This window comes from Pantoea sp. PA1 (assembly GCF_056856975.1).
In genome coordinates, this window is record NZ_JBXGEE010000005.1 from 1 (window position 1) to 22,271 (window position 22,271).

Genomic DNA, 22,271 nt, shown 5'->3' on the forward strand with positions numbered 1-22,271 from the left:
ACGATTTCAACTTCGTCGCCGACTTTAACGATGCCGCGCTCAACACGACCGGTAACAACGGTACCACGGCCAGAGATTGAGAATACGTCTTCGATTGGCAGCAGGAACGGCATGTCGATCGCACGCTGTGGCTCTGGGATGTAGTTGTCCAGGTGCTCAGCCAGCTCGATGATTTTCGCTTCCCACTCAGCGTCGCCTTCCAGCGCTTTCAGAGCAGAACCACGAACGATTGGAGTGTCGTCGCCTGGGAAGTCATAGGCTGACAGCAGGTCACGCACTTCCATCTCAACCAGTTCCAGCAGCTCTTCATCATCAACCATGTCACACTTGTTCAGGAACACGATGATGTAAGGAACGCCAACCTGACGACCCAGCAGGATGTGCTCACGGGTCTGTGGCATTGGGCCATCAGTCGCAGCAACAACCAGGATCGCGCCGTCCATCTGCGCAGCACCGGTGATCATGTTTTTCACATAGTCGGCGTGGCCTGGGCAGTCAACGTGTGCATAGTGACGAGTCGGGGTTTCATACTCAACGTGTGAAGTGTTGATGGTGATACCACGTGCTTTCTCTTCTGGTGCGTTATCGATCTGATCGAATGCACGCGCCTGGCCGCCGTAAGTCTTAGACAGTACGGTGGTGATAGCTGCGGTCAGGGTGGTTTTACCGTGGTCGACGTGACCGATGGTGCCCACGTTTACGTGCAGTTTGTTACGCTGAAATTGCTCTTTCGCCATGGCGATAATTCCTTACGTTGTGCCTTCACCACGTGGGTGAAGGCATCAGTTCAAATTTAAACCGTAGCTTATTTGCTACGAGCTTCAATAACGGCCTGCGCTACGTTGTTCGGCGCATCGTCATACTTCAGGAACTCCATGGAGTAAGAAGCACGACCTTTGGTCAGAGAACGCAGCTGAGTTGCGTATCCGAACATTTCAGACAGCGGAACTTCAGCGTGAATCTGAACGCCAGTAGCGTTAGATTCCTGCCCTTTAAGCATACCACGACGACGGCTAAGGTCACCGATGACATCACCCGTGTTCTCTTCCGGAGTCTCTACTTCAACCTTCATGATAGGCTCAAGCAGAACCGGCTGCGCTTGTTTAAAGCCTTGTTTGAAGGCGATAGACGCGGCCAGTTTAAACGCCAGCTCAGAGGAGTCGACATCATGGTAAGAACCGAAGTGCAGACGCACGCCCAGATCCACAACCGGATAACCAGCCAGTGGGCCTGATTTCAGCTGCTCCTGGATACCTTTATCAACCGCAGGGATGTATTCACCAGGAATCACACCACCTTTGATGTCGTTGACAAATTCGTAGCCTTTCGGGTTCGAACCTGGCTCCAGTGGGTACATGTCGATAACAACATGACCGTACTGACCACGACCACCAGACTGCTTGGCGTGTTTACCTTCAACGTCGGTAACTTTAGTGCGGATCGCTTCACGGTAAGCAACCTGTGGTTTACCCACGTTTGCTTCCACGTTGAATTCACGCTTCATACGGTCAACGATGATGTCGAGGTGCAGCTCACCCATACCGGCGATGATGGTCTGGTTAGATTCTTCATCAGTCCATACGCGGAATGATGGGTCTTCTTTCGCCAGACGGCCCAGAGCCAGACCCATTTTTTCCTGGTCAGCTTTGGTTTTCGGCTCAACAGCGATTGAGATTACTGGCTCAGGGAACTCCATGCGCTCAAGGATGATGACGTTATCCGGGTCACACAGGGTATCACCAGTGGTCACATCTTTCAGGCCGATCGCAGCGGCGATATCACCCGCACGGACTTCTTTGATTTCTTCACGCTTGTTAGCGTGCATCTGAACGATACGGCCCAGACGCTCACGGTTTGACTTAACCGGGTTGAACACGGTGTCACCAGTGTTAACAACACCAGAGTAAACGCGGAAGAAGGTCAGGTTACCTACAAACGGGTCGGTAGCGATTTTGAACGCCAGTGCAGCAAACGGCTCGTTGTCGTCTGAGTGACGAACAGCCGGTGTGTCTTTACCGTCGTCCAGCATACCGTTGATCGCGGTAACGTCAGTCGGTGCTGGCAGATATTCAACAACGGCATCCAGCATCGCCTGAACACCTTTGTTCTTAAATGCAGAACCACAGGTTACCAGGATAATTTCGTTGTTCAGAACGCGCTTACGCAGAGCAGTTTTGATCTCTTCTTCGCTCAGCTCTTCACCGCTGAAGAATTTCTCCATCAGCTCTTCAGAGGCTTCTGCTGCTGCTTCGATCAGCTTGCCGCGCCATTCTTCAGCCAGTTCCTGCATATCAGCCGGGATATCTTCGTAAACAAAGGTTACACCCTGGTCTTCGTCGTTCCAGTTGATTGCTTTCATTTTCACCAGGTCAACAACACCGGTGAATTTCTCTTCTGCGCCGATAGCCAGCTGCAGAGGAACTGGAGTTGCACCCAGACGAACTTCCATCTGGTTAACAACTTTCAGGAAGTTTGCACCCATGCGGTCCATTTTGTTAACGAACGCAATGCGTGGAACTTTGTATTTGTTAGCCTGACGCCATACGGTCTCAGACTGTGGCTGAACGCCACCAACTGCACAGTAAACCATTACCGCGCCATCAAGAACACGCATAGAACGTTCTACTTCGATGGTGAAGTCAACGTGTCCTGGGGTGTCGATGATATTGATGTGGTGTGGTTCGAACTGCTTAGCCATACCAGACCAGTAACAGGTGGTCGCAGCGGAGGTGATAGTAATACCACGTTCCTGTTCCTGCTCCATCCAGTCCATGGTTGCTGCGCCGTCGTGTACTTCACCGATTTTGTGGTTTACACCGGTGTAGAACAGAACACGTTCGGTAGTGGTAGTTTTACCGGCGTCGATGTGCGCACTGATACCGATGTTACGGTAGCGAGCAATGGGTGTTTTACGAGCCATTTTATTCCTCGGTTTTTCGGACGTTCAAAATTAGTCAACCCCAGCGGGTTGGCCGTTTGGGCGCCCGCTGGTTTAACAATAACTACGCGACTGTTACCAGCGGTAGTGTGCGAACGCCTTGTTGGCTTCTGCCATGCGGTGAACGTCTTCACGTTTCTTAACTGCAGTACCTTTGTTCTCTGCAGCATCAGAAAGTTCGTTCGCCAGGCGAAGAGCCATTGATTTATCACCACGTTTACGAGCAGCATCTACGATCCAGCGCATTGCCAGGGCATTACGACGAACCGGACGGACTTCAACTGGTACCTGATAGGTAGAACCACCAACGCGACGTGACTTAACTTCGACAGTCGGGCGCACGTTTTCCAGTGCTACTTCAAAGGCTTCCAGGGAGTTTTTACCTGAACGCTGAGCCAGGGTCTCAAGCGCGGTATAAACGATAGATTCTGCAGTAGATTTTTTACCATCTACCATCAGGATATTTACAAATTTGGCCAGCAGCTCTGATCCGAACTTAGGATCTGGCAGAATTTTACGCTGACCAATGACGCGACGACGTGGCATGGAAATACTCCGTTGTTAATTCAGGATTGTCCAAAACTCTATGAGTTTATTTTGACATTTAATTTAAAACGTTTGGCCTTACTTAACGGAGAACCATTAAGCCTTTGGCTTCTTCACGCCGTACTTGGAGCGAGCCTGCTTACGGTCTTTAACACCTGAGCAGTCCAGCGCGCCACGAACGGTGTGGTAACGCACACCTGGCAGGTCTTTTACACGACCGCCACGGATCAGGATCACGGAGTGCTCCTGCAGGTTGTGACCTTCACCACCGATGTAGGAAGTCACTTCAAAACCGTTGGTCAGACGCACACGGCAAACTTTACGCAGTGCGGAGTTAGGTTTTTTAGGAGTGGTGGTGTACACACGAGTACAAACGCCACGTTTTTGCGGGCAAGCTTCCAGCGCCGGCACGTTGCTCTTTGCAACTTTGCGGACGCGTGGTTTGCGAACCAGCTGGTTAACTGTTGCCATTAAATAGCTCCTGGATTTGCTTTTGCTTCGTAAACACGTAATAAATCGCCTCGTAGAATTACGAGGAGGCAGAATTTTAGGGCTGCGTCAAAAGGGTGTCAAGAAATAACCAGGTTTTAGCCGATTACCAGACCATTTGTTGCGGATGCCTGATCGTTAGCGTGACAAAGCCATTATAGTCTACGGACCGCACAGTGGTCGAAATTTGTCCAGCCAGCCCGCGCGCCTGGACATCTTCGTCCAGAACCCACAGCGTCGCTTTGCAGGCTGACAGCTGAACCCATGCCCGACTGCCAGCCACGGCAGCCAGCACACCATCCTGTAGCAGCAGCAGATCATCACCGGCTTCCGCCATTAATAACAGCGTGTCGAGGTCGCTGTGCGACGGAGAGTGCATCAGAGTATGCAGCATTTGCGCCTCTTAAAAAGTCAGAATGCGATCGAAGCTGGCCAGCTGCTGGCGCAGTTCCGGCGCGTCCAGTAGCGTCACGTCCAGCAGCCGCCCGGCGTCAGCGTCCAGTCCGCGCGCAATCAGTGATGTCCGGCAGAGATAGCACTGCTCAATGTCATAGAGTGCCAGCACGCCAAACGTCGCGGCATAGTGACGGCTCTTTATGCGTTCAGGTTGCTGATGCAGATTAAGCTGCAGCACCCCATCGCCGATAAAGAACAGGCCGATATCGTCGCTGAGTGCGCCCGTTGCCAGTGCGGCATCCAGCCCCTCACGCCCTGCGCTGCTGCCATGGGGCGCACGGGTAAAGACAAAGGCAACCCGATTCATCAGAACTGCACCATGCGTTCACAGCTCAGCGCCGCTTCTGCCAGCGCACCCAGCCCGCTCAGGGTAAATCCCGGCTGCAGATTACTGGCCGCCAGGTGCAGACGAGCTGCCTCCTGCGGGTCGCTGATTCCACGCCGCAGTGCGGCCGCCACACAAATATTCAGTTCGACCCCCTGCTCCTGATGCAATGCCTGCCATGCCCGCACCAGATCAAACTCGTCGCTGGCTGGTGCCGTCAGCTGGTTAGCATTGAGCACCCCTTCACGATAGAAGAAAACGCTTTCAAGCTGATGACCCGCCGCCAGCAGTGCCCGGGCAAACAGCCAGGCACTGGTTGCCTGTTGCGTGCCGTAGGCCGGGCCGGTCACCAGCAGGGTGTAACGCATCAGCGATCCTGTCCCTGAAAATCGCCATTTTTAAACTGGCGGATGTAGAGATAGACGGTGTGCTTCGAGATGTTCAGCCGGTCAGCGACCTGGTTGATGGCATCCTTAATGTCGAAGATCCCCTTCTCATACAGGTTGAGCACAATCTGACGGTTCTTGGCGTTGTTGGAGACATTGCGGTCAGCGCTGACCTCTTCAATCGTAAACTCCAGGGTCTGCATAACCAGGTCATCGACCGAACTGGCGAAGTTAACGCTGGAGTCAACCTGCTGCATCTCGGGCGGCATAAAGGTCGACATAATCTGCGAGAACGGCACATCAAGATTCATGTTGATACAGAGCAGGCCGATAACCCGCTGCTGACGGTTACGAATCGCGATGGTCACGGACTTCATCAGCACGCCGCTTTTGGCGCGCGTGAAGTAGGCACGGGAAACATTACTGTCCGCGCCATGCATATCATGCAGCATCCGCAGGGCCAGATCGGTGATAGGCGAACCGACCTTACGGCCCGTGTGCTCTCCATTGGCGATGCGAACGGCTGAACACTTAAGATCTTCCAGTGAATGCAGGACGATTTCACAGTGCGAACCGATCAACATCGCCAGGCCATCCACGACAGCCTCGTACGATTTCAGAATATCGTAATCAGTTTGTTCGAACGGGCGCTGCTCCAGAAGATCGAAGTCGCTCAGTTCACCCGGATTGAATGGATTAGACATTGAAGAGTATCACCCTGAATGGCTGGAGCCTGTCACAGCGGCTTATGGGCAGACTCAATGTTGGGATAATTAGGCAGGCATTAGTCTGGCAAATGTCGTCGGCTTATGCCAGAGGTTTGTCGTGAAGGCGAAATGAAACCGCCGCCCGGAGGCGGCGGTCAGCAGATTACTGCGCTTTTTCTGCGGCAGCAGGCGCAGGCGCCTGTGCTTTTTCATCGGCTTTTGGGGCCGGTTTGATATCAAGCAGCTCAACATCAAACACCAGCGTGGAGTTAGCCGGAATACCCGGAACGCCATTTTTACCGTAAGCCAGCTGCGGTGGGATGACCAGCTTGATCTTGCCCCCTTTCTTCACGTGCTTCAGGCCTTCGGTCCAGCCCGGGATGACGCCATCCAGACGGAAAGAGAGGGGCTCGCCACGGGTGTAAGAGTTGTCAAACTCAGTACCATCAATCAGGGTACCTTTGTAGTTAACCACCACAGTGTCGCTATCTTTTGGTGCGTCGCCGCTGCCCTCTTTCTCAACTTTATAGAGCAGGCCGGTTTCCGTTTTCTTCACGCCGCTCTCTTTGGCGAATTTGGTCGCGTAAGCCGTGCCCTTTTCAGCATTCTCTTTCGCATCTTTTTCCATTTTCGCAGAGGCAGCGCCTTTCACGCGGCCTTCGAACGCCTGCAGTGTCTGCTCAATCTCTTCATCAGAGAGTTTGCTCTTGCCACCGAATGCATCCTGGACGCCCGCGATCAGCTGCTGCTTATCCAGTTTGATGCCCAGTTTTTCCTGCTCCTTCAGGGAGTTGTCCATGTAGCGACCCAGTGAAGCACCCAGTGCATAGGCTGACTGCTGGTCTTCATCTTTGAAAGCCGCATTTTTCGGTGCCTGAGGCGCAGACTGTGGCGCAGCAGCCGGGGCAGCCTGAGGAGCCGCAGCGGTTTCAGCCGCCATAGCCAGCGGAGCATTCAGCGCAACAGCCATGGTGGTAGCTAACAATGTGACTTTAAACAGTGATTTCATCCATTCTCCAAAACCGAAGCGTCTAACCTCGGGAAACATTGCGGACTTCAGGGTCCACACTATAACTTTACGTGGCAGTGTCGAACACTCCCACAATGTAATTACCCGGTTAACCTCCGACCTTTATAACAGCGGGAAGTTTCATCAGAGATGATGCCGCGCCACCTTTTTTCAAGCGCAACGTCTTCGGGCATGAAAAAAACAGGTGATTCCTAGCGTTCAGGTCGTAGAATCACGCCCTGAGTCGCACCTTAACAGAGGAACAGGTCATGCAACAGTCTGAGTGGGAACAGCGTCTGGAGACGTTAGAGAGCAAACTGGCCTTTCAGGAGATGACCATTGAGCAGCTGAACAGCGCCGTTGTTCAGCACGAGCTGGAGATGAGTAAAATGCGTGAGCAGATACGCCTTTTAACCGACAAGCTCAAAGCGAACGCAACCTCACTGGTGGCCTCACAGTCTGAAGAGACGCCGCCGCCACACTACTGATCGCGCGCTGTCGGCCCCTGTCCGTCCGGACCAGCGCCGGATAGCCGCCAAAAGAAAGGCCACCCGAAGGTGGCCTTAACCGATTGTCAGACTTAGTGGCTGCAGCCGCAACCGCCAGTGCCACAACCGCCTTTACCGTGATCGTGGTCGTGATCATGGCCGTGATCGTGGTCATGATGATGACCGTCTGCACCGTGAACATGGCCGTGAGCCAGTTCTTCCGGCGTCGCTTCACGAATCGCAACCACTTCAACGTTAAAGTTCAGGTTCTGACCCGCCAGCATGTGGTTACCATCAACCACGACGTGATCGTCTTCCACTTCGGTGATTTCAACCGGAACCGGACCCTGATCGGTTTCTGCCAGGAAGCGCATGCCAACCTGCAGTTCGTCGACGCCCATGAAGACATCTTTAGGAACACGCTGCACCAGGTTATCGTCATACTGACCGTAAGCGTCGTTTGCCGGGATATGCACGTCAAATTTGTCGCCGGCAACGTGGTTTTCCAGCGCATTTTCCAGACCAGAAATCAGGGAACCATGACCGTGCAGATAGTCTAACGGTGCGCTCACCGGTGACTCGTCAACTAACACGCCGTCTTCTGTACGTACCTGATAGGCCAGGCTTACCACCAGGTCTTTTGCTACTTTCATGATATCTCCTAACCGTTGAGAACTAAGATCCCGTCTCATTGGTCTATTCTTGCGTGCAATAACACCAACCAGAAAGGTTCGGGGCTGAGTGCAAGAGGGGTTTCACTTTCTCTTGCGACCACAGCGTTAATGGCGTCAATTGTAACGGAATTCAATCCCGCTGTAAGTTTAAGCGTAAAAAAAGCTGCGTCACTTCGCTACTCGGGATGGAAAATCCCGATAACCTGCTCGTTAGTGCGAACCTGATCGCGCGCCTGTTTATCCGCCTCGCGCATCTGATGTCCACACTTCACACACTCCACGACATCGACACTATTTTCACGCCACATCGCCAGCGTGTCCTTCTCCTGGCAGTGCGGGCATGTCGCACCAGCAATAAAACGTTTACGCATGAGCTTCAGCCTGTTTTAAAAGGTTATTGATCATCGTCCCAGCCATCGATCTGCCGCTTTTCGCGCTGCATTTCGCGCTGGAAGATATCTTCCAGTTCCCGCCGCGCTTCACGCACGCGCGACGCCTGCGCACTTTCAGAGAGGCTGGGCATCAGTTCACGCAGCATCCGCATGTCGAGCCGGCGGAAATGCTGCTGGGCGCGATGCGCCTGATGCGGATGCATCCCCAGAGACATCAGCGTCTTGCGTCCCAGCTCCAGCGCACTGGAGAAGGTTTCACGTGAGAACTGCGTCACGCCAGCCTGCAGCAGTTCGTGTGCCTCGACACGGCCCCGGGCGCGCGCCTGAATCTGCAGCTGCGGGAAGTGCTGCTGACATAAGTGCACGATGGTCATCACATCTTCCGGTTCATTACAGGTGATCACAATCGCCTGCGCGCTGGCTGCGCCCGCCGCGCGCAATAACTCCAGCTCGGTGGCGTCGCCGTAATAGACCTTGTAGCCATATTTGCGCATCAGGCTTACCGCACTGATGTCGCGCTCCAGCACGGTGATGCGTTTGTTGTTCGCCATCAGCAAGCGGCCAACCACCTGGCCGAAGCGACCAAAGCCCACCACAATCACCTGCGGCTGATCGTCTTCAACAAAGTGCTTCTCTGCTTCTTCATCGGGCTCATTGAAGCGATGCGCCAGCAGACGATCAATACCCTGCATCAGCAGAGGCGTGGTCATCATCGACAGGGTGACGGTCACCAGCAGCATCGGCAGCTGATCGCCGGAGAAGAGCTTCGCCGAAGAGGCTGCGGAGAAGAGCACAAAGGCGAACTCGCCCCCCTGACTCAGCACGCCGGCAAACTGCTGCCGCTCGGAACTGCGTAAGCCATAAATACGCGCCAGCAGATAGAGCACCAGCGTTTTCACCGCCACCAGCGTCACCACGCCGAGCAGGATGGTCACAATATGGGTATAGAGCACACCGAGGTTGAGCGCCATGCCAACGGAAATAAAGAATAGGCCCAGCAGCAACCCTTTGAAAGGGTCAATCGCCACCTCCAGCTCATGCTGGTATTCACTCTCTGCCAGCAGGATCCCCGCGATAAAGGTGCCCAGCGCCATCGACAGACCCAGCGCATCCATAAACAGCGCGGAGCCCAGCACCAGCAGCAGCGAGGCGGCGGTAAAGACCTCACGAACACCTGATGCGGCGATATAGCGGAAGATAGGCCGCAGCAGATAGCGCCCCCCCACCAGCATACCTGCGAAAGCCAGCACCTTCATGCCGACTTTCATCCAGTCAATATGGCCACTGTCGGTGCCCGCCAGCAGCGGAATCAGCGCCAGGGCCGGGATCACTGCGATATCCTGAAACAGCAGCACCGAAAAGCCCAGCTGCCCCGCTTCGCTGCGGTTCATGCCTTTATCCATCATCAGCTGCAGCGCCATCGCGGTTGAGGACATCGCCAGACCGATGCCGCCGATGACCGCCGCCTGCCAGCTAAAGTCGGTCAGCCACAGCAGGCCGCCCAGAATCGCCGCAGAGAAGATGACCTGCGCCGCACCGACACCAAAAATGGAGCGGCGCAGCGCCCACAGCTTTGCCGGGTTCAGCTCCAGGCCAATAATAAACATCAGGAAAACCACGCCCAGTTCCGAGAAATGGAGAATCTCATCGACGTCGCTGATAAAACCTAATCCCCACGGGCCGATAGCGATCCCCGCCACCAGATAGCCCAGTACAGCACCAATCCCGAGGCGAGCCGCCACCGGTACAATTAATACCGCCGCGACCAGATAAATCACCCCGGCGGTCAGCAGCGTTTGCCCTTCCATCTATATCCCTCCATTCGGCAGCGGAGCTGCGAGCCACTCGCCATAGGCGCGGGCATAATTTTTCATCAGTTCAGGACTCTGCCGACGCGCCCAGTAGACGATCATCGGCGGCATCCAGTGCATGCGGCACATCTGCGCGGTCAGCTCAAAGGGCCGCATGATGTCATTGAGTGAATAGCGGTTCAGCCCCTGCTGTTTAAAGGCGCTCTCCGGCTCCCCGGTCGTCACAACGCTGCGCCAGTATTTTCCTTCCAGCGCATTGCCATCCACGCCACTGGCAAAACCGCGCGACAGCACCCGGTCCAGCCACTCTTTCAGCAGGGCCGGACAGCTATAGGTATAGAGCGGATGCTGAAAAATGATGACATCATGTTCGCGCAGCAGCTGCTGTTCATGATGAATATCGATAAAAAAATCCGGATAGGTGGCGTACAGATCGTGTACGGTGACGTGTTCCAGCGCCTGCGCCGACTGCAACAAAATCCGGTTAGCGACGGAATCCTGTAATTCCGGATGAGCAAAAAGCAGTAACACGCGGGGTGGCTGCGACATCCTTTCCCTCCAAAGCGTCGTCATTGGTGCGGTTTTCGGCTACCATGCACGACGCAGCAAAATCTCATTATGTTGCCAGTAAATTAACATATTCTGACGATACGGCGCTTACATGATTGTCTTCTCTGCCTTACAAATTCGCCGCGGCATCCGCGTCCTGCTCGACAATGCCACCGCCACCATTAATCCCGGTCAGAAGGTCGGGCTGGTGGGTAAAAACGGCTGTGGAAAATCCACGCTGCTGTCGCTGTTAAAAGGTGAGATCACCAGCGATGCCGGCACCGTCACCTTTCCTGCTCACTGGGCGCTGGCCTGGGTTAACCAGGAAACCCCCGCGCTGGACAAAGCCGCGCTGGAGTATGTGATTGATGGCGACCGCGACTATCGCCAGCTTGAGGCTGAACTGGTGGAGGCGAACCGGCGGGACGACGGCAATGCGATCGCCCTGCTGCACGGCAAGCTTGATGCGGTGCAGGCGTGGAGTATCCATGCGCGCGCCGCCAGCCTGCTGCATGGTCTGGGCTTCAGTCAGGAGCAGCTGCAGCGCCCGGTCAGCGACTTCTCCGGTGGCTGGCGGATGCGCCTCAATCTGGCTCAGGCGCTGATCTGCCGCTCCGATCTGCTGTTGCTGGATGAACCGACCAACCACCTCGATCTTGATGCGGTGATCTGGCTGGAGCGCTGGCTGAAGAGTTACGAAGGTACCCTGATCCTGATCTCGCATGACCGTGACTTTCTCGATCCGGTGGTCGACAAAATCATTCATATCGAACAGGCGTCGATGTTCGAATATACCGGCAACTACACCTCCTTTGAGCGGCAGCGCGTCGCCAAACTGGCTCAGCAGCAGTCGCTGTATGAGAGTCAGCAGGAGAAGGTGGCGCATCTGCACAGCTACATTGACCGCTTCCGTGCCAAAGCCTCCAAGGCGAAACAGGCGCAGAGCCGCATCAAAATGCTGGAGCGCATGGAGATGATTGCGCCTGCCCATGTCGATAACCCATTCAGCTTCACCTTCCGTAAGCCGGAAAACCTGCCCAACCCGATTCTGAAGATGGAGAAGGTCACGGCGGGGTATGGCGATCGCATCATTCTCGACGCCATTAAGCTCAACCTGGTGCCGGGTTCGCGCATTGGTCTGCTGGGCCGCAACGGGGCGGGTAAATCGACCCTGATTAAGCTCCTGGCGGGCGAGCTGGAGGCGATGGAGGGCAGGATTGGCCTGGCGAAAGGGATCAAGCTCGGTTACTTCGCCCAGCATCAGCTCGAGTACCTGCGGGCCGACGAGTCCCCGCTGCAGCATCTGGCGCGCATTGCGCCGAACGTGCTGGAGCAGCAGCTGCGCGACTATCTGGGCGGCTTTGACTTCCGCGGCGATAAAGTCACGGAAATCACCGAACGCTTCTCCGGCGGTGAGAAAGCGCGCCTGGTGCTGGCACTGATTGTCTGGCAGCGCCCTAACCTGCTGCTGCTGGATGAACCGACTAACCACCTTGATCTGGATATGCGCCAGGCGCTGACGGAGGCGCTGATCGACTTCGAAGGCGCGCTGGTGGTGGTGTCGCACGATCGCCATCTGCTGCGCGCCACCACGGACGATCTCTATCTGGTGCACGACGGCAAAGTGGATGTCTTTGCCGGCGACCTCGAAGATTATCAGCAGTGGCTGAGCGATCTGCAGAAGCAGCAGGCGCAACAGGAGGCCGCGCCAAAGCAGGACAACGGCAACAGCGCCCAGGCGCGAAAAGATCAGAAGCGCCGCGATGCCGAACTGCGTGCGCAGACTCAGCCGCTGCGTAAAGAGATCGAAAAGCTGGAAAAGCAGATGAGCAAATGGCAGAGCCAGCTGGCCGATGCCGAAGCTCAGCTTTCGGACAGTGCCATTTATGATCCTGGCCGCAAAGCGGATCTGACCACCGCGCTGCAGCGTCAGGCAGAGAGTAAATCGGCGCTGGAAGAGGTGGAGATGGCGTGGCTGGAGGCGCAGGAGCAGCTCGAACAGATGATGGCGTCCTGACGGGCTGGCCTTCTCCCTGCGCGCAGGGAGAAGGCTGTGCGCTTAACGGGGTCTGTCGCCCAGGACGGTGGCCCGCTGCATAATCCGGCGCGCCGGATAGTAGTCGGCATTGGCGTAGTGCTGCGTGACCCGATTATCCCAGATAGCCAGATCGTTGGGCTGCCAGCGCCAGCGCACCTGAAACTCCGGTTTGGTGGCGTGAGCGAACAGAAAGCGCAATACCGCATCACTCTCCTTCTCACTTAACTCCACGATTCGCGTCGTGAACCCCTCATTCACAAACAGGGCTTTTTTGCCGCTGACCGGATGGGTGCGGATCACCGGATGCTGCACCGGCGGATGTTTATCGACCGCCTGCTGCCAGCGCTGATGCTCCTCCGGGGTTTTGCGGTACTTATACTCCTGAAAGGACTTTTTAAAATCGTGTTCCGCACTTAGGCCCGTCAGCAGTTGCTTAAAGGGTTCAGAGAGCGCCTCGTAAGCCGCTATCCCGCTGGTCCAGAGCGTATCGCCGCCCGCCGCCGGTAGCACCTTAGAAGCCAGCAGCGCAATCGCGGGCGGCGTGTCGATAAAGGTGACGTCGGTGTGCCAGTTATCATTATCCGGCGGGTTATCCTGGTGGGTATCCAGCACGATAATCTCCTCCACGCCTTCCGCATGCGGATAGACCGGATGAATATGCAGGTCACCGAAGCGCACTGCCAGCGCGCGATGCTGCTCCGGCGTAATCTGCTGATCGCGCAGAAACAGCACCTGATGACGCAGCAGGCCGTGATAGAGCTGCTCAAACTGCGCATCGCTCAGGGGGCGCGAGACATCCAGGTCAGAAACCTGTGCGCCAATATAGGGGCCAAGCGGGGTAAAACTGAGACGTTCACTCATGATTGTTCTCCACTCCAGGGCGTCAGACGGCGCTGCAATGCGCGGAGCCCGAGTTCTAAGCTAAAAGCGATAACGGCTATCACCGCGATACCTGCCAGCACCACATCGGTGGCAAGAAACTCTCCGGCCGACTGCACCATAAACCCCAGTCCTCGCGTGGCGGCAATCAGTTCAGCCGCCACCAGCGTCGACCAGCCCACGCCCAGACCGATGCGCAGTCCGGTCAGGATCTCCGGCAGCGCACCCGGCAGAATCACCCAGCGCAGCAGTTGCCAGCGGTTAGCCCCCAGCGAGCGGGCCGCCCGCAGCCGCACCGGCTGTGTGTTTCGTACCCCGGCCAGGGTGGAGAGCGTCACCGGTGCGAAGATGGCCAGATAGATCAGCAGAATTTTTGAGGTTTCGCCGATGCCGAACCAGATCACCATCAGGGGCAGATAGGCGAGAGGCGGAATCGGGCGATAAAGCTCAATCAGCGGATCGAGCAGTCCACGCGCAACCGGGCTGAGGCCCATCAGAATGCCGGTCGGAATACCGATGGCGGCAGCAGCGGTCAGCGCAATCAGCATGCGCGTCAGGCTGGCGGCCAGATGCTGCCAGAGCGTGGCATCCATAAACCCCTGTGCGCTGGCAATCAGCAGCAGCTTGCTGAACACCTGCTGCGGCGATGGCAGAAACAGCGGCGCGATCAGGCCCAGCGCGGTCACGCCCCACCAGAGCAGTAACAGCAGAGAGAGGCTCAGCAGGCTCAGCGTCAGGGCAGTTGAGAAAGGCCAGCGCAGCCGACGGCGCACCGGCAGAGATTTGTCGTTGATAAGCGCGCTCATGCAAATGCCTCCCGCTGATCAAACACCCGGCTCAGCACATACTCGCGCTGGGCGATAAACTGCGGATCGGATTTGATGCTGCGGCACGATTCACCCGCGGCAAAGCGCCGGCCAAAATCGGGGCGCAGCCGCTCGACAATGCGGCCCGGTCCGGGTGAGAGCAGAATCAGTTCGCTGGCGAGGAAAATCGCCTCTTCAATGTCGTGCGTAATCAGCAGGATCTGTTTACCGCTGTCACGCCACAGCGTCAGCAGCAGGGTCTGCATCTGTTCGCGGGTAAACGCATCCAGCGCACCGAAGGGTTCATCCAGCAGCAGCAGTTGCGGATCGGTCGCCAGCGCGCGTGCGATGCCTACCCGCTGACGCTGACCGCCAGAGAGCTGCCAGATGGCGCGCTTCTCCGCCCCTTCCAGCCCCACCTGTCTGATCAGGCGGCGCGCCACCGCCTCACGCGGCTGGCGGGGCATCCCGGCCAGCTGCAGGCCAAACGCGACATTATCCAGGACGTTGCGCCATGGCAGCAGCCCCTCATTCTGAAACACCACGCCGCGCTCCGCGCCCGGTCCGGTCACCGGCTGGTTATCCAGCGTAATGGAGCCCGACTCAACCGGCAGGAATCCGGCGACCAGATTCAGCAGCGTGGTTTTGCCGCAGCCGGAGGGGCCCAGTACCACCAGCAGTTCCTGGCTGTCCAGTTGCAGGTTGATATCCTGCAACACCGGCTGCCCGGCATACCGTGCATTAAGGTGAGCGATGCGCAGCATAGTGCCTCCTTACTGTTTAACGAGTGGCGCGACGAAGCGGGAAGTGACGTAGCTGCTGTAGTCGTTATCGGCCTGTGGCACTCGGCCCTGCGCTTTCAGAAACTGCGCGGTATCGACAATCGCTTTATTGACTGGCTTGCCCAGCTGCTCAACCTGCTGCTGCGCCGTCAGATAGGTATTCCCCTTCACCAGGTCCGGCACCTGCGCTTCCGGCACCCCGCTCAGGCGTGACAGTTTGCTGAGGTTTTCAGGCTGCTTCAGCCAGCTGTCGGGACTCTTCAGGTAGGCCTGTTGCGCCTCGATAGCGCTGCGGGCAAAGGCAGTGACGATCTCCGGATGCTGTTCGGCAAAATCTTTGCGTACGACCCAGACATCCAGCGTCGGTGATCCCCAGCTCCCCACCTGCGAAGAGTCGGTTAATACCCTGCCCTCTTTTTCCAGCTCATTCACCGCGGGTGCCCAGACATAGGCCCCGTCAATATCGCCGCGCTGCCAGGCAGCAATAATCGCGGGCGGCTGCAGATTGACCAGCTGAACCTGCGACGGCTTAATGCCCCAGTGTTTCAGCGCAGCCAGCAGGCTGTAGTGGGTGGTGGAGATGAACGGCACCGCGATGCGCTTGCCGATAAGATCTTTCGGGGAGGTGATGCTCTTTTTGACGACCAGGGCTTCCGAATTACCCAGCTGCGACGCGAGTAAAAAGGCTTCAATCGGCAGCTTCTGCGCCGCGGCCACTGCTAACGGACTGGAACCGATATTACCAATCTGGACGTCACCGGAGGCCAGCGCACGTAATACGCCCGCGCCGCTGTCAAACTTACGCCAGTCGACGCTGGCCCCGCTATCTTTGGCAAAACTGTTGTCCGCCTGCGCCACTTTTGCCGGTTCGGCGGAAGTCTGGTAGGCCACGGTGACATTCACCGCATCAGCCCGGAAAGCCAGCAGCGCCAGCGCGGCGGCTAAAAGTGTGAAACGTGTTGTTGCCATGATCGTTTTCCCCTGTTTTTTTATCGTGGGGGCAGTGTCTCTGCGCACTATAGTTTCATAAAGGAATTAAAAATTATCCCTAATAGAAATAAGTTCTTAGATCACTATCTGCAAACCTAAGTCAGAAATCGCAAATGCTGAAAATAGCTAAAGTAAGCAAAAATGTCAGGCGCTCACATTGTCCCTGTGTTATTGATATGTGTTCCCATTCATTGCCTGTTAAGGTCTCTGTAACCCGATGTCGATTGAGAAAGTCGCTCAGCTGGCTGGCGTCTCCAAAGCCACGGTATCGCGGGTACTCAACGCGCATCCTGGCGTCAAGCCCGATACGCGTGAGAAAGTTCTGGCGGCGATCTCTGCCTGCGACTATCAGCCCAACTTACTGGCACGTCAGCTGCGTACGGCGCAAAGCCACATGCTGCTGGTGCTGATCTCAGATATCACCAATCCCTTCTGCTCGCGCGTGGTGCAGGGGATAGAGGCAGAAGCTGAGCTGCATGGCTATCACATCCTGCTCTGCAACTCCGCTTCGCAGCTGCAGCGGGAAGCCGCCTATCTGAGTTTGCTGACCGGAAAAGTGGTGGATGGCGTGATTACCATGGATGCCGCGTCGGGCTTGCAGGATTTGCAGGCGCTGATCGCCGGTGCGCCGTGGGTGCAGTGCTGCGAGTTTGATCCGACGATCCCCGCCTCCTCGGTCACCATCGATCATCTTGAAGCTGCGCGTGACACCGTCCATTACCTGGCCGGTAAAGGACGTAAACGCATCGGGCTGGTGAATGGCGATATGCGCTACCTCTATTCACATCATCGTGAAAAGGGCTACCGGCAGGCACTGGAAGAGCTGGAGTATCCCTGGTCTGGCGTCGCTTATACCGATGAAATTTCCCCTGAGGCGGGCAGTCAGGCCGTGAAGGAGCTGCTGGCGCTGCCGCAACCGCCGGATGCGGTGTTTGCGGTTTCCGATGTGCTGGCGGTGGGTGTGGTGCATGCGGCACTGGAGGCAGGTCTGCGCGTGCCGGAGGATCTGGCGGTGGTCGGTTTTGATGGGATTCCGTTCACCCGCAGCCTGAATCCGCCGCTGACCACCATCGAACAGCCGATGAACCAGCTGGGCGCTCGCAGCGTGCAGCTGCTATTGCAGAAGATCCGTAATCCGAACGCGTCAGTGGTCCGCGAAGTACTGCCCTGGACGCGCGTTGAACGCGCATCCAGTTAACTCAGTGCCAGATTAACAGCACGCAGGCGGCAGTCAGCAGCCCCATGGCGAGGTTGAAGATTTTCCAGGCGCGACGGCTGCGCAGAATGCGGCCAATCATCGCGCCGAATCCCATCCAGATTGCGCCCGACAGCAGATTGACCATAAACATGCCGATGCTTATCGCGGCAATCGAATGGCGATAAGCGTCCCCTGCCAGGCTGAAGCTGGCGACCGCACCCAGCGCCATCAGCCAGGCTTTGGGGTTGATCAGCTGCAGCACGCCTCCCTGCCAGAATGGCATCGGCGCATCCGGGCCCTGGTCAGTTTCCAGCTTTTCATAGCTGGCTGTGGCGATTTTCCACGCCAGCCAGAGCAGATAGAGGCTGCCGGCGATTTTCAGCATCAGATGCAGTGACGGATAGAGCAGGATCAGGCCACCCACCCCAAAGGCCACCATCAGCAGCATCACCTGCATGCCGATCATGATGCCAATCATCAGCGGAATGGTGCGCACAAAGCCAAAATTAGCGCCCGAGGCGGTGAGTAACATATTATTAGGGCCTGGCGTAATGGCAGCGACCCAGAGAAACCCTAACATCGATAAGAAAAGACTCAGTTCCATGGCAATCGGGTACTCCTTACCCCTGCAAGAAAAAACCTTTCGAAGCTAACAGTGTGATATGGAACAGACAAGCTTTTACCCCATGAAATTTACCGGACCCGGAAATGAGCGCTTTATCCCGCCGGGCTCACTGCGTAATGCGCATCTGCAGACCGTGCTGCCGCGCCTGTTGCGGCGCCATGTCACTCTCCAGCCCCACTGGCAGCGTCTCGATCTGCCGGATGGCGATTTTGTCGACCTCGCCTGGAGCGAAGATCCGCACGCAGCGCAGCATAAGCCGCGTGTGGTGCTGTTTCACGGTCTGGAGGGGAGTTTTCACAGCCCCTATATCCATGGTCTGATGGCAATCTGCCGTGCGCGCGGCTGGCTGGCGGTGGTGATGCATTTTCGCGGCTGCAGCGGCGAGCCTAACCGACTGAACCGGATCTATCACTCCGGCGAAACGGACGATGCCCGCTTTTTCCTGCAGTGGCTGCATCGCCGCTGGGGACGCGTGCCCACCGCCGCCGTAGGCTTCTCGCTGGGCGGCAATATGCTGGGCTGCCTGCTGGGTCAGCAGGGTGCAGACGCCGGGGTTGATGCGGGCGTGATCGTCTCCGCCCCGCTGCAGCTGGAACCCTGCAGCCTGAGACTGGAGCGCGGCTTTTCTCGCGTCTATCAGTACTATCTGCTGGCGCAACTGAAGAAAAATGCCCGCCGCAAGCTACACGCCTGGCCGGATACGCTGCCGGTCAACCTGGCGCAGCTGAAAGCCCTGCGGCGACTGCGTGATTTTGATGACGCGATCACGGCCCGTGCCCACGGGTTTGCGGATGCGACCGACTACTATCAGCGTGCCAGCGCCATGCCGTGGCTGAAGCAGGTCAAAACACCGCTGCTGATCATCCATGCGAAAGACGATCCCTTTATGAGCGATGAGGTGATCCCGCACAGCAGCCAATTATCTGCCACTATTACTTATCAACTGAGCCCACACGGCGGCCACGTCGGCTTTGTCGGTGGAACGTTACGTCAGCCCGAAATGTGGCTGGAACAGCGCATCCCCCAGTGGATCGCCCCTATTCTGGATAACTGATCGCGTGATTATTCCCTGGCAACAGGTCTCCCCGGAGACCCTCGAAAACCTGATTGAAACGTTTGTGCTGCGCGAAGGCACCGACTATGGCGAACAGGAGCGCAGCCTGGTCGACAAGGTCGCGGATGTGCGTCGGCAGCTGGAGTCTGGCGAAGTGGTGCTGGTGTGGTCGGAACTGCATGAGTCGGTCAATATTATGCCGCGCAAAGAATTTCGCGGCTGATGCACCGGCGGGCATTTCATGATAACAATGCTCATTGCCCGACCACACAGGGAGCTTTTCTATGTCTGCTCGTCATCCCATTATCGCGGTGACCGGTTCCAGCGGCGCAGGAACCACCACCACCAGCCTCGCGTTTCGCAAAATCTTCCAGCAGCTAAATCTGCATGCGGCGGAGCTGGAAGGCGACAGCTTTCACCGCTTTACCCGTCCTGAAATGGATATGGCGATTCGTAAAGCGCGCGATTTAGGACGTCACGTCAGCTATTTCGGCCCGGAGGCCAACGACTTTGGCCTGCTGGAGCAGAGTTTCAAAGAGTATGGTCAAAGCGGACAGGGCCAGTCGCGTAAATATCTGCACACCTATGATGAGGCGGTGCCGTGGAATCAGGTGCCTGGCACCTTTACGCCGTGGCAGCCGCTGCCGCAGGACACCGATATTCTGTTCTATGAAGGCCTGCATGGCGGCGTGGTCACCGCGCAGCATAACGTCGCAGAACAGGTGGATCTGCTGGTGGGCGTGGTGCCGATTGTTAACCTTGAATGGATTCAGAAGCTGGTGCGGGACACCAGCGAGCGCGGCCACTCCCGCGAGGCAGTGATGGATTCGGTAGTGCGGTCGATGGAGGATTACATCAACTTCATCACGCCTCAGTTCTCCCGCACCCATATTAACTTTCAGCGCGTGCCGACCGTGGATACCTCGAACCCGTTTGCCGCCCGCGCTATCCCGTCACTGGATGAGAGCTTTGTGGTGATCCACTTTCAGGGACTGGAGGATATCGACTTTCCCTATCTGCTGGCGATGCTGCAGGGGTCGTTTATCTCGCACATCAATACGCTGGTGGTGCCCGGCGGTAAAATGGGGCTGGCGATGGAGCTGATCATGGGGCCGCTGGTGAAGCGGCTGATGGAAGGTAAACGGATAGAGTAAGAGGTCAGCAAAAAACCCTCAGAGAGCAGATGCCTTTTGCAAAAATGTAAAACCGGTTTTTCTGCGGATTAAGGCTTACTGCTGAGCAGGCTTCAGGGAGAATACGCCTTTCGTAAAGACGCAAAACCGCCATTCCTGGCCCGCTATGCTTTGCTACAGGCGTATGCTCCCTTCACTTCATGTCCGGTAGCCGCATCCGGTTTCAGTAAGGCCGCTACAAACAAAACCTGCATACAAAGAATCTGACAGCAACACGAAAGCTCATCATGCAGGGAACCGGGTCAGAAGAGGAAAGCGTCCCGCCGCCCGGATAAAAACGCCGGGAGCGTTTTTGAACAACGCAACGCGTTGGCCCGGCTACGGGCGCACCTCAGGGATGAGGTGCGTAATCGCGCGGGCCGAGCGGCCATGGATTGGCTCAAGCGACTTTCCGATCTGACCCGGTTTCCTGCGCAGGCACGGCCTGACAGCGAACCACCACAAATCGATCCGACCCGGTTTTCTGCGCAGGCACAGTCTCAAAGTGAATTCCCCCATCCAGGCACGGCCTCACACCGGACTGCCAGCAACTTTAAAAAAACCTGCGGCTATTACAGCTCAACCACCTCATAGCTGTGCGTCATCGTCACCCCTTTCCCCAGCATGATGGCCACCGAGCAATATTTTTCAGCAGAAAGATCCACCGCGCGTGAGACCGCTTTATCCTGGAGTGCTTTGCCACTCACGATAAAATGCAGGTTGATGTGCGTAAAGATTCGCGGCGCCTCTTCACGACGTTCTGAGGTCAGTTTTACTTCACAATCAGCCACATCGTTGCGGCCTTTTTGCAGAATTGATACCACATCGATCGCGCTGCATCCGCCCGCCGCCATCAGCACCATCTCCATTGGGCTGGGCGCTTTATCCCCTGAATTGCCATCCATCAGGATCTGATGGCCGGAGGATGACTCACCAAGGAATGTCATCCCTTCTACCCATTTCACTCTTGCCTGCATGATTTTTGCTCCGGAATACGCTGTTTTGTCGCCAGAGTACGCTTTCGCCTGATAAACAGCAATCCAGAGAAATCCGCCCTTAGCTGAAGCGAGACAACAGAAGACAGTCGGCAAAAGCTGTGCTACAAACAGAGCTGAAAATATTTTTCGTCACCCGATGGCGAAGCCGGGAAGAATGATGCGCACTGCGCCTGATGCGGCCCGAATAATTTCCTGAAAAGGAAACGCTTGAAGCTTTCACCGCCTGACAGGGAAAACTGCCCCCTGTATTTTGGGCACGATTACAACAGAGGATAATAGCGAATGGTTCTCGGCAAACCGCAAACAGACCCTACACTCGAATGGTTCCTGTCCCATTGCCATATTCACAAGTATCCATCCAAAAGTACGCTGATTCACCAAGGTGAAAAAGCTGAAACGCTTTACTACATCGTGAAAGGTTCCGTCGCGGTTCTGATTAAAGATGAAGAAGGCAAAGAGATGATTCTTTCCTACCTGAATCAGGGGGATTTCATCGGCGAGCTTGGCCTGTTTGAAGAAGGTCAGGAGCGCAGCGCCTGGGTTCGTGCTAAAAGCGCGTGCGAAGTGGCGGAAATCTCCTACAAGAAATTCCGCCAGCTGATTCAGGTGAACCCTGACATCCTGATGCGACTCTCATCGCAGATGGCGCGTCGCCTGCAGGTGACGTCAGAAAAAGTGGGTAACCTCGCTTTCCTCGACGTGACCGGACGCATTGCACAGACTCTGCTTAATCTGGCGAAACAGCCAGATGCCATGACGCATCCCGACGGCATGCAAATTAAAATTACCCGTCAGGAAATTGGCCAGATTGTAGGTTGTTCACGCGAAACCGTGGGCCGTATTCTGAAGATGCTGGAAGATCAGAATCTGATCTCTGCACACGGTAAAACCATCGTCGTTTACGGCACCCGCTAATTCCTGTCATCCACGGCGTGATGTTCGCATCACGCCGTTATTGT

26 protein-coding genes are annotated in these 22,271 nt (G+C 56.3%); 7 read left to right on the forward strand and 19 right to left on the reverse strand.

All coding sequences use genetic code 11. The features are described 5' to 3' along the window. The 9 genes from AC1V0D_RS17565 to fkpA all read right to left on the reverse strand — a co-directional run. Nucleotides 1-737: elongation factor Tu (locus AC1V0D_RS17565; protein WP_482907822.1), on the reverse strand; the 737-nt coding region annotated here is incomplete at its 3' end. A 68-nt stretch (nucleotides 738-805) separates the two neighbouring features. Next, the gene (gene fusA, locus AC1V0D_RS17570; protein ID WP_009087601.1) at nucleotides 806-2,920 is read right to left on the reverse strand and encodes an elongation factor G; all 2,115 of its coding nucleotides are present in this window, start codon (nucleotides 2,918-2,920) and stop codon (nucleotides 806-808) included. Nucleotides 2,921-3,013: 93 nt separating this feature from the next. Then, entirely contained in the window at nucleotides 3,014-3,484 is a 471-nt protein-coding gene (gene rpsG, locus AC1V0D_RS17575) for a 30S ribosomal protein S7 (RefSeq protein ID WP_009087603.1), read from the reverse strand. A gap of 96 nt (nucleotides 3,485-3,580) precedes the next feature. Then, nucleotides 3,581-3,955 carry a 30S ribosomal protein S12 gene (rpsL, locus tag AC1V0D_RS17580; protein WP_003852912.1) on the reverse strand — a complete coding sequence of 125 codons (375 nt, stop codon included), beginning with the start codon at nucleotides 3,953-3,955 and terminating at the stop codon, nucleotides 3,581-3,583. Nucleotides 3,956-4,079: 124 nt separating this feature from the next. Then, nucleotides 4,080-4,367 carry a sulfurtransferase complex subunit TusB gene (gene tusB, locus AC1V0D_RS17585; protein ID WP_009087606.1) on the reverse strand — a complete coding sequence of 96 codons (288 nt, stop codon included), beginning with the start codon at nucleotides 4,365-4,367 and terminating at the stop codon, nucleotides 4,080-4,082. 9 nt (nucleotides 4,368-4,376) lie between these two features. Then, nucleotides 4,377-4,736, reverse strand: a complete 360-nt coding sequence (gene tusC / locus AC1V0D_RS17590; RefSeq protein ID WP_009087608.1) for a sulfurtransferase complex subunit TusC — start codon at nucleotides 4,734-4,736, stop codon at nucleotides 4,377-4,379. Further along, on the reverse strand, nucleotides 4,736-5,122 hold the full coding sequence (tusD, locus tag AC1V0D_RS17595; RefSeq protein ID WP_009087610.1) for a sulfurtransferase complex subunit TusD: 387 nt from the start codon (nucleotides 5,120-5,122) through the stop codon (nucleotides 4,736-4,738). The genes tusC and tusD overlap by 1 nt, the downstream gene beginning before the upstream one ends. Beyond that, the gene (locus AC1V0D_RS17600) at nucleotides 5,122-5,844 is read right to left on the reverse strand and encodes a helix-turn-helix transcriptional regulator (protein ID WP_009087612.1); all 723 of its coding nucleotides are present in this window, start codon (nucleotides 5,842-5,844) and stop codon (nucleotides 5,122-5,124) included. The genes tusD and AC1V0D_RS17600 overlap by 1 nt, the downstream gene beginning before the upstream one ends. A gap of 166 nt (nucleotides 5,845-6,010) precedes the next feature. Continuing rightward, a complete protein-coding gene (gene fkpA / locus AC1V0D_RS17605; protein ID WP_111207896.1) occupies nucleotides 6,011-6,856 on the reverse strand; it encodes an FKBP-type peptidyl-prolyl cis-trans isomerase in 846 nt (281 codons plus the stop codon). Between the two features lie 269 nt (nucleotides 6,857-7,125). Here fkpA and AC1V0D_RS17610 point away from each other — a divergent pair, with 269 nt between their 5' ends. Further along, complete coding sequence (locus tag AC1V0D_RS17610; protein WP_009087615.1) at nucleotides 7,126-7,344, forward strand: SlyX family protein; 219 nt, start codon at nucleotides 7,126-7,128, stop codon at nucleotides 7,342-7,344. 92 nt (nucleotides 7,345-7,436) lie between these two features. On the opposite strand, the gene slyD is transcribed toward AC1V0D_RS17610, so the two are convergent. The 4 genes from slyD to kefG all read right to left on the reverse strand — a co-directional run bounded on the left by slyD (nucleotide 7,437) and on the right by kefG (nucleotide 10,770). Continuing rightward, complete coding sequence (gene slyD / locus AC1V0D_RS17615) at nucleotides 7,437-7,997, reverse strand: peptidylprolyl isomerase (RefSeq protein ID WP_009087618.1); 561 nt, start codon at nucleotides 7,995-7,997, stop codon at nucleotides 7,437-7,439. 197 nt (nucleotides 7,998-8,194) lie between these two features. After that, nucleotides 8,195-8,389: a YheV family putative zinc ribbon protein gene (locus tag AC1V0D_RS17620; RefSeq protein WP_046100701.1), complete on the reverse strand. Its 195-nt coding sequence runs from the start codon at nucleotides 8,387-8,389 to the stop codon at nucleotides 8,195-8,197. 23 nt (nucleotides 8,390-8,412) lie between these two features. Then, entirely contained in the window at nucleotides 8,413-10,218 is a 1,806-nt protein-coding gene (kefB, locus tag AC1V0D_RS17625; RefSeq protein WP_009087622.1) for a glutathione-regulated potassium-efflux system protein KefB, read from the reverse strand. Continuing rightward, nucleotides 10,219-10,770, reverse strand: coding sequence for a glutathione-regulated potassium-efflux system ancillary protein KefG (gene kefG, locus AC1V0D_RS17630; protein WP_009087624.1), 552 nt, complete (start codon nucleotides 10,768-10,770; stop codon nucleotides 10,219-10,221). Between the two features lie 112 nt (nucleotides 10,771-10,882). Between kefG and AC1V0D_RS17635 the strand changes: the two genes are divergently transcribed. Further along, nucleotides 10,883-12,787: an ABC transporter ATP-binding protein gene (locus tag AC1V0D_RS17635; RefSeq protein ID WP_140925665.1), complete on the forward strand. Its 1,905-nt coding sequence runs from the start codon at nucleotides 10,883-10,885 to the stop codon at nucleotides 12,785-12,787. A gap of 42 nt (nucleotides 12,788-12,829) precedes the next feature. On the opposite strand, the gene tauD is transcribed toward AC1V0D_RS17635, so the two are convergent. The 4 genes from tauD to tauA are packed head-to-tail and all read right to left on the reverse strand — an operon-like array spanning nucleotide 12,830 to nucleotide 16,244. Next, nucleotides 12,830-13,669, reverse strand: coding sequence for a taurine dioxygenase (tauD, locus tag AC1V0D_RS17640; RefSeq protein WP_046100704.1), 840 nt, complete (start codon nucleotides 13,667-13,669; stop codon nucleotides 12,830-12,832). Beyond that, nucleotides 13,666-14,493, reverse strand: coding sequence for a taurine ABC transporter permease TauC (gene tauC, locus AC1V0D_RS17645; RefSeq protein ID WP_009087631.1), 828 nt, complete (start codon nucleotides 14,491-14,493; stop codon nucleotides 13,666-13,668). Before tauC ends, tauD begins: the two co-directional genes overlap by 4 nt. Further along, entirely contained in the window at nucleotides 14,490-15,257 is a 768-nt protein-coding gene (gene tauB, locus AC1V0D_RS17650) for a taurine ABC transporter ATP-binding subunit (protein ID WP_009087632.1), read from the reverse strand. Before tauB ends, tauC begins: the two co-directional genes overlap by 4 nt. Before the next feature lie 9 nt (nucleotides 15,258-15,266). Further along, complete coding sequence (gene tauA / locus AC1V0D_RS17655; RefSeq protein WP_009087634.1) at nucleotides 15,267-16,244, reverse strand: taurine ABC transporter substrate-binding protein; 978 nt, start codon at nucleotides 16,242-16,244, stop codon at nucleotides 15,267-15,269. A gap of 238 nt (nucleotides 16,245-16,482) precedes the next feature. Here tauA and AC1V0D_RS17660 point away from each other — a divergent pair, with 238 nt between their 5' ends. Further along, on the forward strand, nucleotides 16,483-17,463 hold the full coding sequence (locus AC1V0D_RS17660) for a LacI family DNA-binding transcriptional regulator (protein WP_267372219.1): 981 nt from the start codon (nucleotides 16,483-16,485) through the stop codon (nucleotides 17,461-17,463). A 1-nt stretch (nucleotide 17,464) separates the two neighbouring features. On the opposite strand, the gene AC1V0D_RS17665 is transcribed toward AC1V0D_RS17660, so the two are convergent. Then, on the reverse strand, nucleotides 17,465-18,067 hold the full coding sequence (locus tag AC1V0D_RS17665; RefSeq protein ID WP_009087637.1) for a LysE family translocator: 603 nt from the start codon (nucleotides 18,065-18,067) through the stop codon (nucleotides 17,465-17,467). Nucleotides 18,068-18,125: 58 nt separating this feature from the next. Between AC1V0D_RS17665 and AC1V0D_RS17670 the strand changes: the two genes are divergently transcribed. The 3 genes from AC1V0D_RS17670 to AC1V0D_RS17680 all read left to right on the forward strand — a co-directional run bounded on the left by AC1V0D_RS17670 (nucleotide 18,126) and on the right by AC1V0D_RS17680 (nucleotide 20,296). Continuing rightward, on the forward strand, nucleotides 18,126-19,142 hold the full coding sequence (locus tag AC1V0D_RS17670; RefSeq protein ID WP_267372217.1) for a hydrolase: 1,017 nt from the start codon (nucleotides 18,126-18,128) through the stop codon (nucleotides 19,140-19,142). A 4-nt stretch (nucleotides 19,143-19,146) separates the two neighbouring features. Next, on the forward strand, nucleotides 19,147-19,365 hold the full coding sequence (locus tag AC1V0D_RS17675) for a YheU family protein (RefSeq protein ID WP_009087640.1): 219 nt from the start codon (nucleotides 19,147-19,149) through the stop codon (nucleotides 19,363-19,365). A 61-nt stretch (nucleotides 19,366-19,426) separates the two neighbouring features. Beyond that, entirely contained in the window at nucleotides 19,427-20,296 is an 870-nt protein-coding gene (locus AC1V0D_RS17680) for a phosphoribulokinase (RefSeq protein WP_009087643.1), read from the forward strand. A gap of 590 nt (nucleotides 20,297-20,886) precedes the next feature. Here the strand turns inward: AC1V0D_RS17680 and AC1V0D_RS17685 are convergent. Continuing rightward, nucleotides 20,887-21,291: an OsmC family protein gene (locus AC1V0D_RS17685; RefSeq protein WP_009087644.1), complete on the reverse strand. Its 405-nt coding sequence runs from the start codon at nucleotides 21,289-21,291 to the stop codon at nucleotides 20,887-20,889. Between the two features lie 303 nt (nucleotides 21,292-21,594). Between AC1V0D_RS17685 and crp the strand changes: the two genes are divergently transcribed. Then, complete coding sequence (gene crp / locus AC1V0D_RS17690) at nucleotides 21,595-22,227, forward strand: cAMP-activated global transcriptional regulator CRP (protein WP_003852956.1); 633 nt, start codon at nucleotides 21,595-21,597, stop codon at nucleotides 22,225-22,227. Nucleotides 22,228-22,271 lie beyond the last annotated feature (44 nt).

What these genes read in the sequence shown, in the direction of transcription:
- fusA (WP_009087601.1), bottom strand. Translation starts at nt 2,920, where the DNA reads ATGGCTCGTAAAACACCCATTGCTCGCTACCGTAACATCGGTATCAGT.
- rpsG (WP_009087603.1), bottom strand. Translation starts at nt 3,484, where the DNA reads ATGCCACGTCGTCGCGTCATTGGTCAGCGTAAAATTCTGCCAGATCCT.
- rpsL (WP_003852912.1), bottom strand. Translation starts at nt 3,955, where the DNA reads ATGGCAACAGTTAACCAGCTGGTTCGCAAACCACGCGTCCGCAAAGTT.
- tusB (WP_009087606.1), bottom strand. Translation starts at nt 4,367, where the DNA reads ATGCTGCATACTCTGATGCACTCTCCGTCGCACAGCGACCTCGACACG.
- tusC (WP_009087608.1), bottom strand. Translation starts at nt 4,736, where the DNA reads ATGAATCGGGTTGCCTTTGTCTTTACCCGTGCGCCCCATGGCAGCAGC.
- tusD (WP_009087610.1), bottom strand. Translation starts at nt 5,122, where the DNA reads ATGCGTTACACCCTGCTGGTGACCGGCCCGGCCTACGGCACGCAACAG.
- AC1V0D_RS17600 (WP_009087612.1), bottom strand. Translation starts at nt 5,844, where the DNA reads ATGTCTAATCCATTCAATCCGGGTGAACTGAGCGACTTCGATCTTCTG.
- fkpA (WP_111207896.1), bottom strand. Translation starts at nt 6,856, where the DNA reads ATGAAATCACTGTTTAAAGTCACATTGTTAGCTACCACCATGGCTGTT.
- AC1V0D_RS17610 (WP_009087615.1), top strand. Translation starts at nt 7,126, where the DNA reads ATGCAACAGTCTGAGTGGGAACAGCGTCTGGAGACGTTAGAGAGCAAA.
- slyD (WP_009087618.1), bottom strand. Translation starts at nt 7,997, where the DNA reads ATGAAAGTAGCAAAAGACCTGGTGGTAAGCCTGGCCTATCAGGTACGT.
- AC1V0D_RS17620 (WP_046100701.1), bottom strand. Translation starts at nt 8,389, where the DNA reads ATGCGTAAACGTTTTATTGCTGGTGCGACATGCCCGCACTGCCAGGAG.
- kefB (WP_009087622.1), bottom strand. Translation starts at nt 10,218, where the DNA reads ATGGAAGGGCAAACGCTGCTGACCGCCGGGGTGATTTATCTGGTCGCG.
- kefG (WP_009087624.1), bottom strand. Translation starts at nt 10,770, where the DNA reads ATGTCGCAGCCACCCCGCGTGTTACTGCTTTTTGCTCATCCGGAATTA.
- AC1V0D_RS17635 (WP_140925665.1), top strand. Translation starts at nt 10,883, where the DNA reads ATGATTGTCTTCTCTGCCTTACAAATTCGCCGCGGCATCCGCGTCCTG.
- tauD (WP_046100704.1), bottom strand. Translation starts at nt 13,669, where the DNA reads ATGAGTGAACGTCTCAGTTTTACCCCGCTTGGCCCCTATATTGGCGCA.
- tauC (WP_009087631.1), bottom strand. Translation starts at nt 14,493, where the DNA reads ATGAGCGCGCTTATCAACGACAAATCTCTGCCGGTGCGCCGTCGGCTG.
- tauB (WP_009087632.1), bottom strand. Translation starts at nt 15,257, where the DNA reads ATGCTGCGCATCGCTCACCTTAATGCACGGTATGCCGGGCAGCCGGTG.
- tauA (WP_009087634.1), bottom strand. Translation starts at nt 16,244, where the DNA reads ATGGCAACAACACGTTTCACACTTTTAGCCGCCGCGCTGGCGCTGCTG.
- AC1V0D_RS17660 (WP_267372219.1), top strand. Translation starts at nt 16,483, where the DNA reads ATGTCGATTGAGAAAGTCGCTCAGCTGGCTGGCGTCTCCAAAGCCACG.
- AC1V0D_RS17665 (WP_009087637.1), bottom strand. Translation starts at nt 18,067, where the DNA reads ATGGAACTGAGTCTTTTCTTATCGATGTTAGGGTTTCTCTGGGTCGCT.
- AC1V0D_RS17670 (WP_267372217.1), top strand. Translation starts at nt 18,126, where the DNA reads ATGGAACAGACAAGCTTTTACCCCATGAAATTTACCGGACCCGGAAAT.
- AC1V0D_RS17680 (WP_009087643.1), top strand. Translation starts at nt 19,427, where the DNA reads ATGTCTGCTCGTCATCCCATTATCGCGGTGACCGGTTCCAGCGGCGCA.
- AC1V0D_RS17685 (WP_009087644.1), bottom strand. Translation starts at nt 21,291, where the DNA reads ATGCAGGCAAGAGTGAAATGGGTAGAAGGGATGACATTCCTTGGTGAG.
- crp (WP_003852956.1), top strand. Translation starts at nt 21,595, where the DNA reads ATGGTTCTCGGCAAACCGCAAACAGACCCTACACTCGAATGGTTCCTG.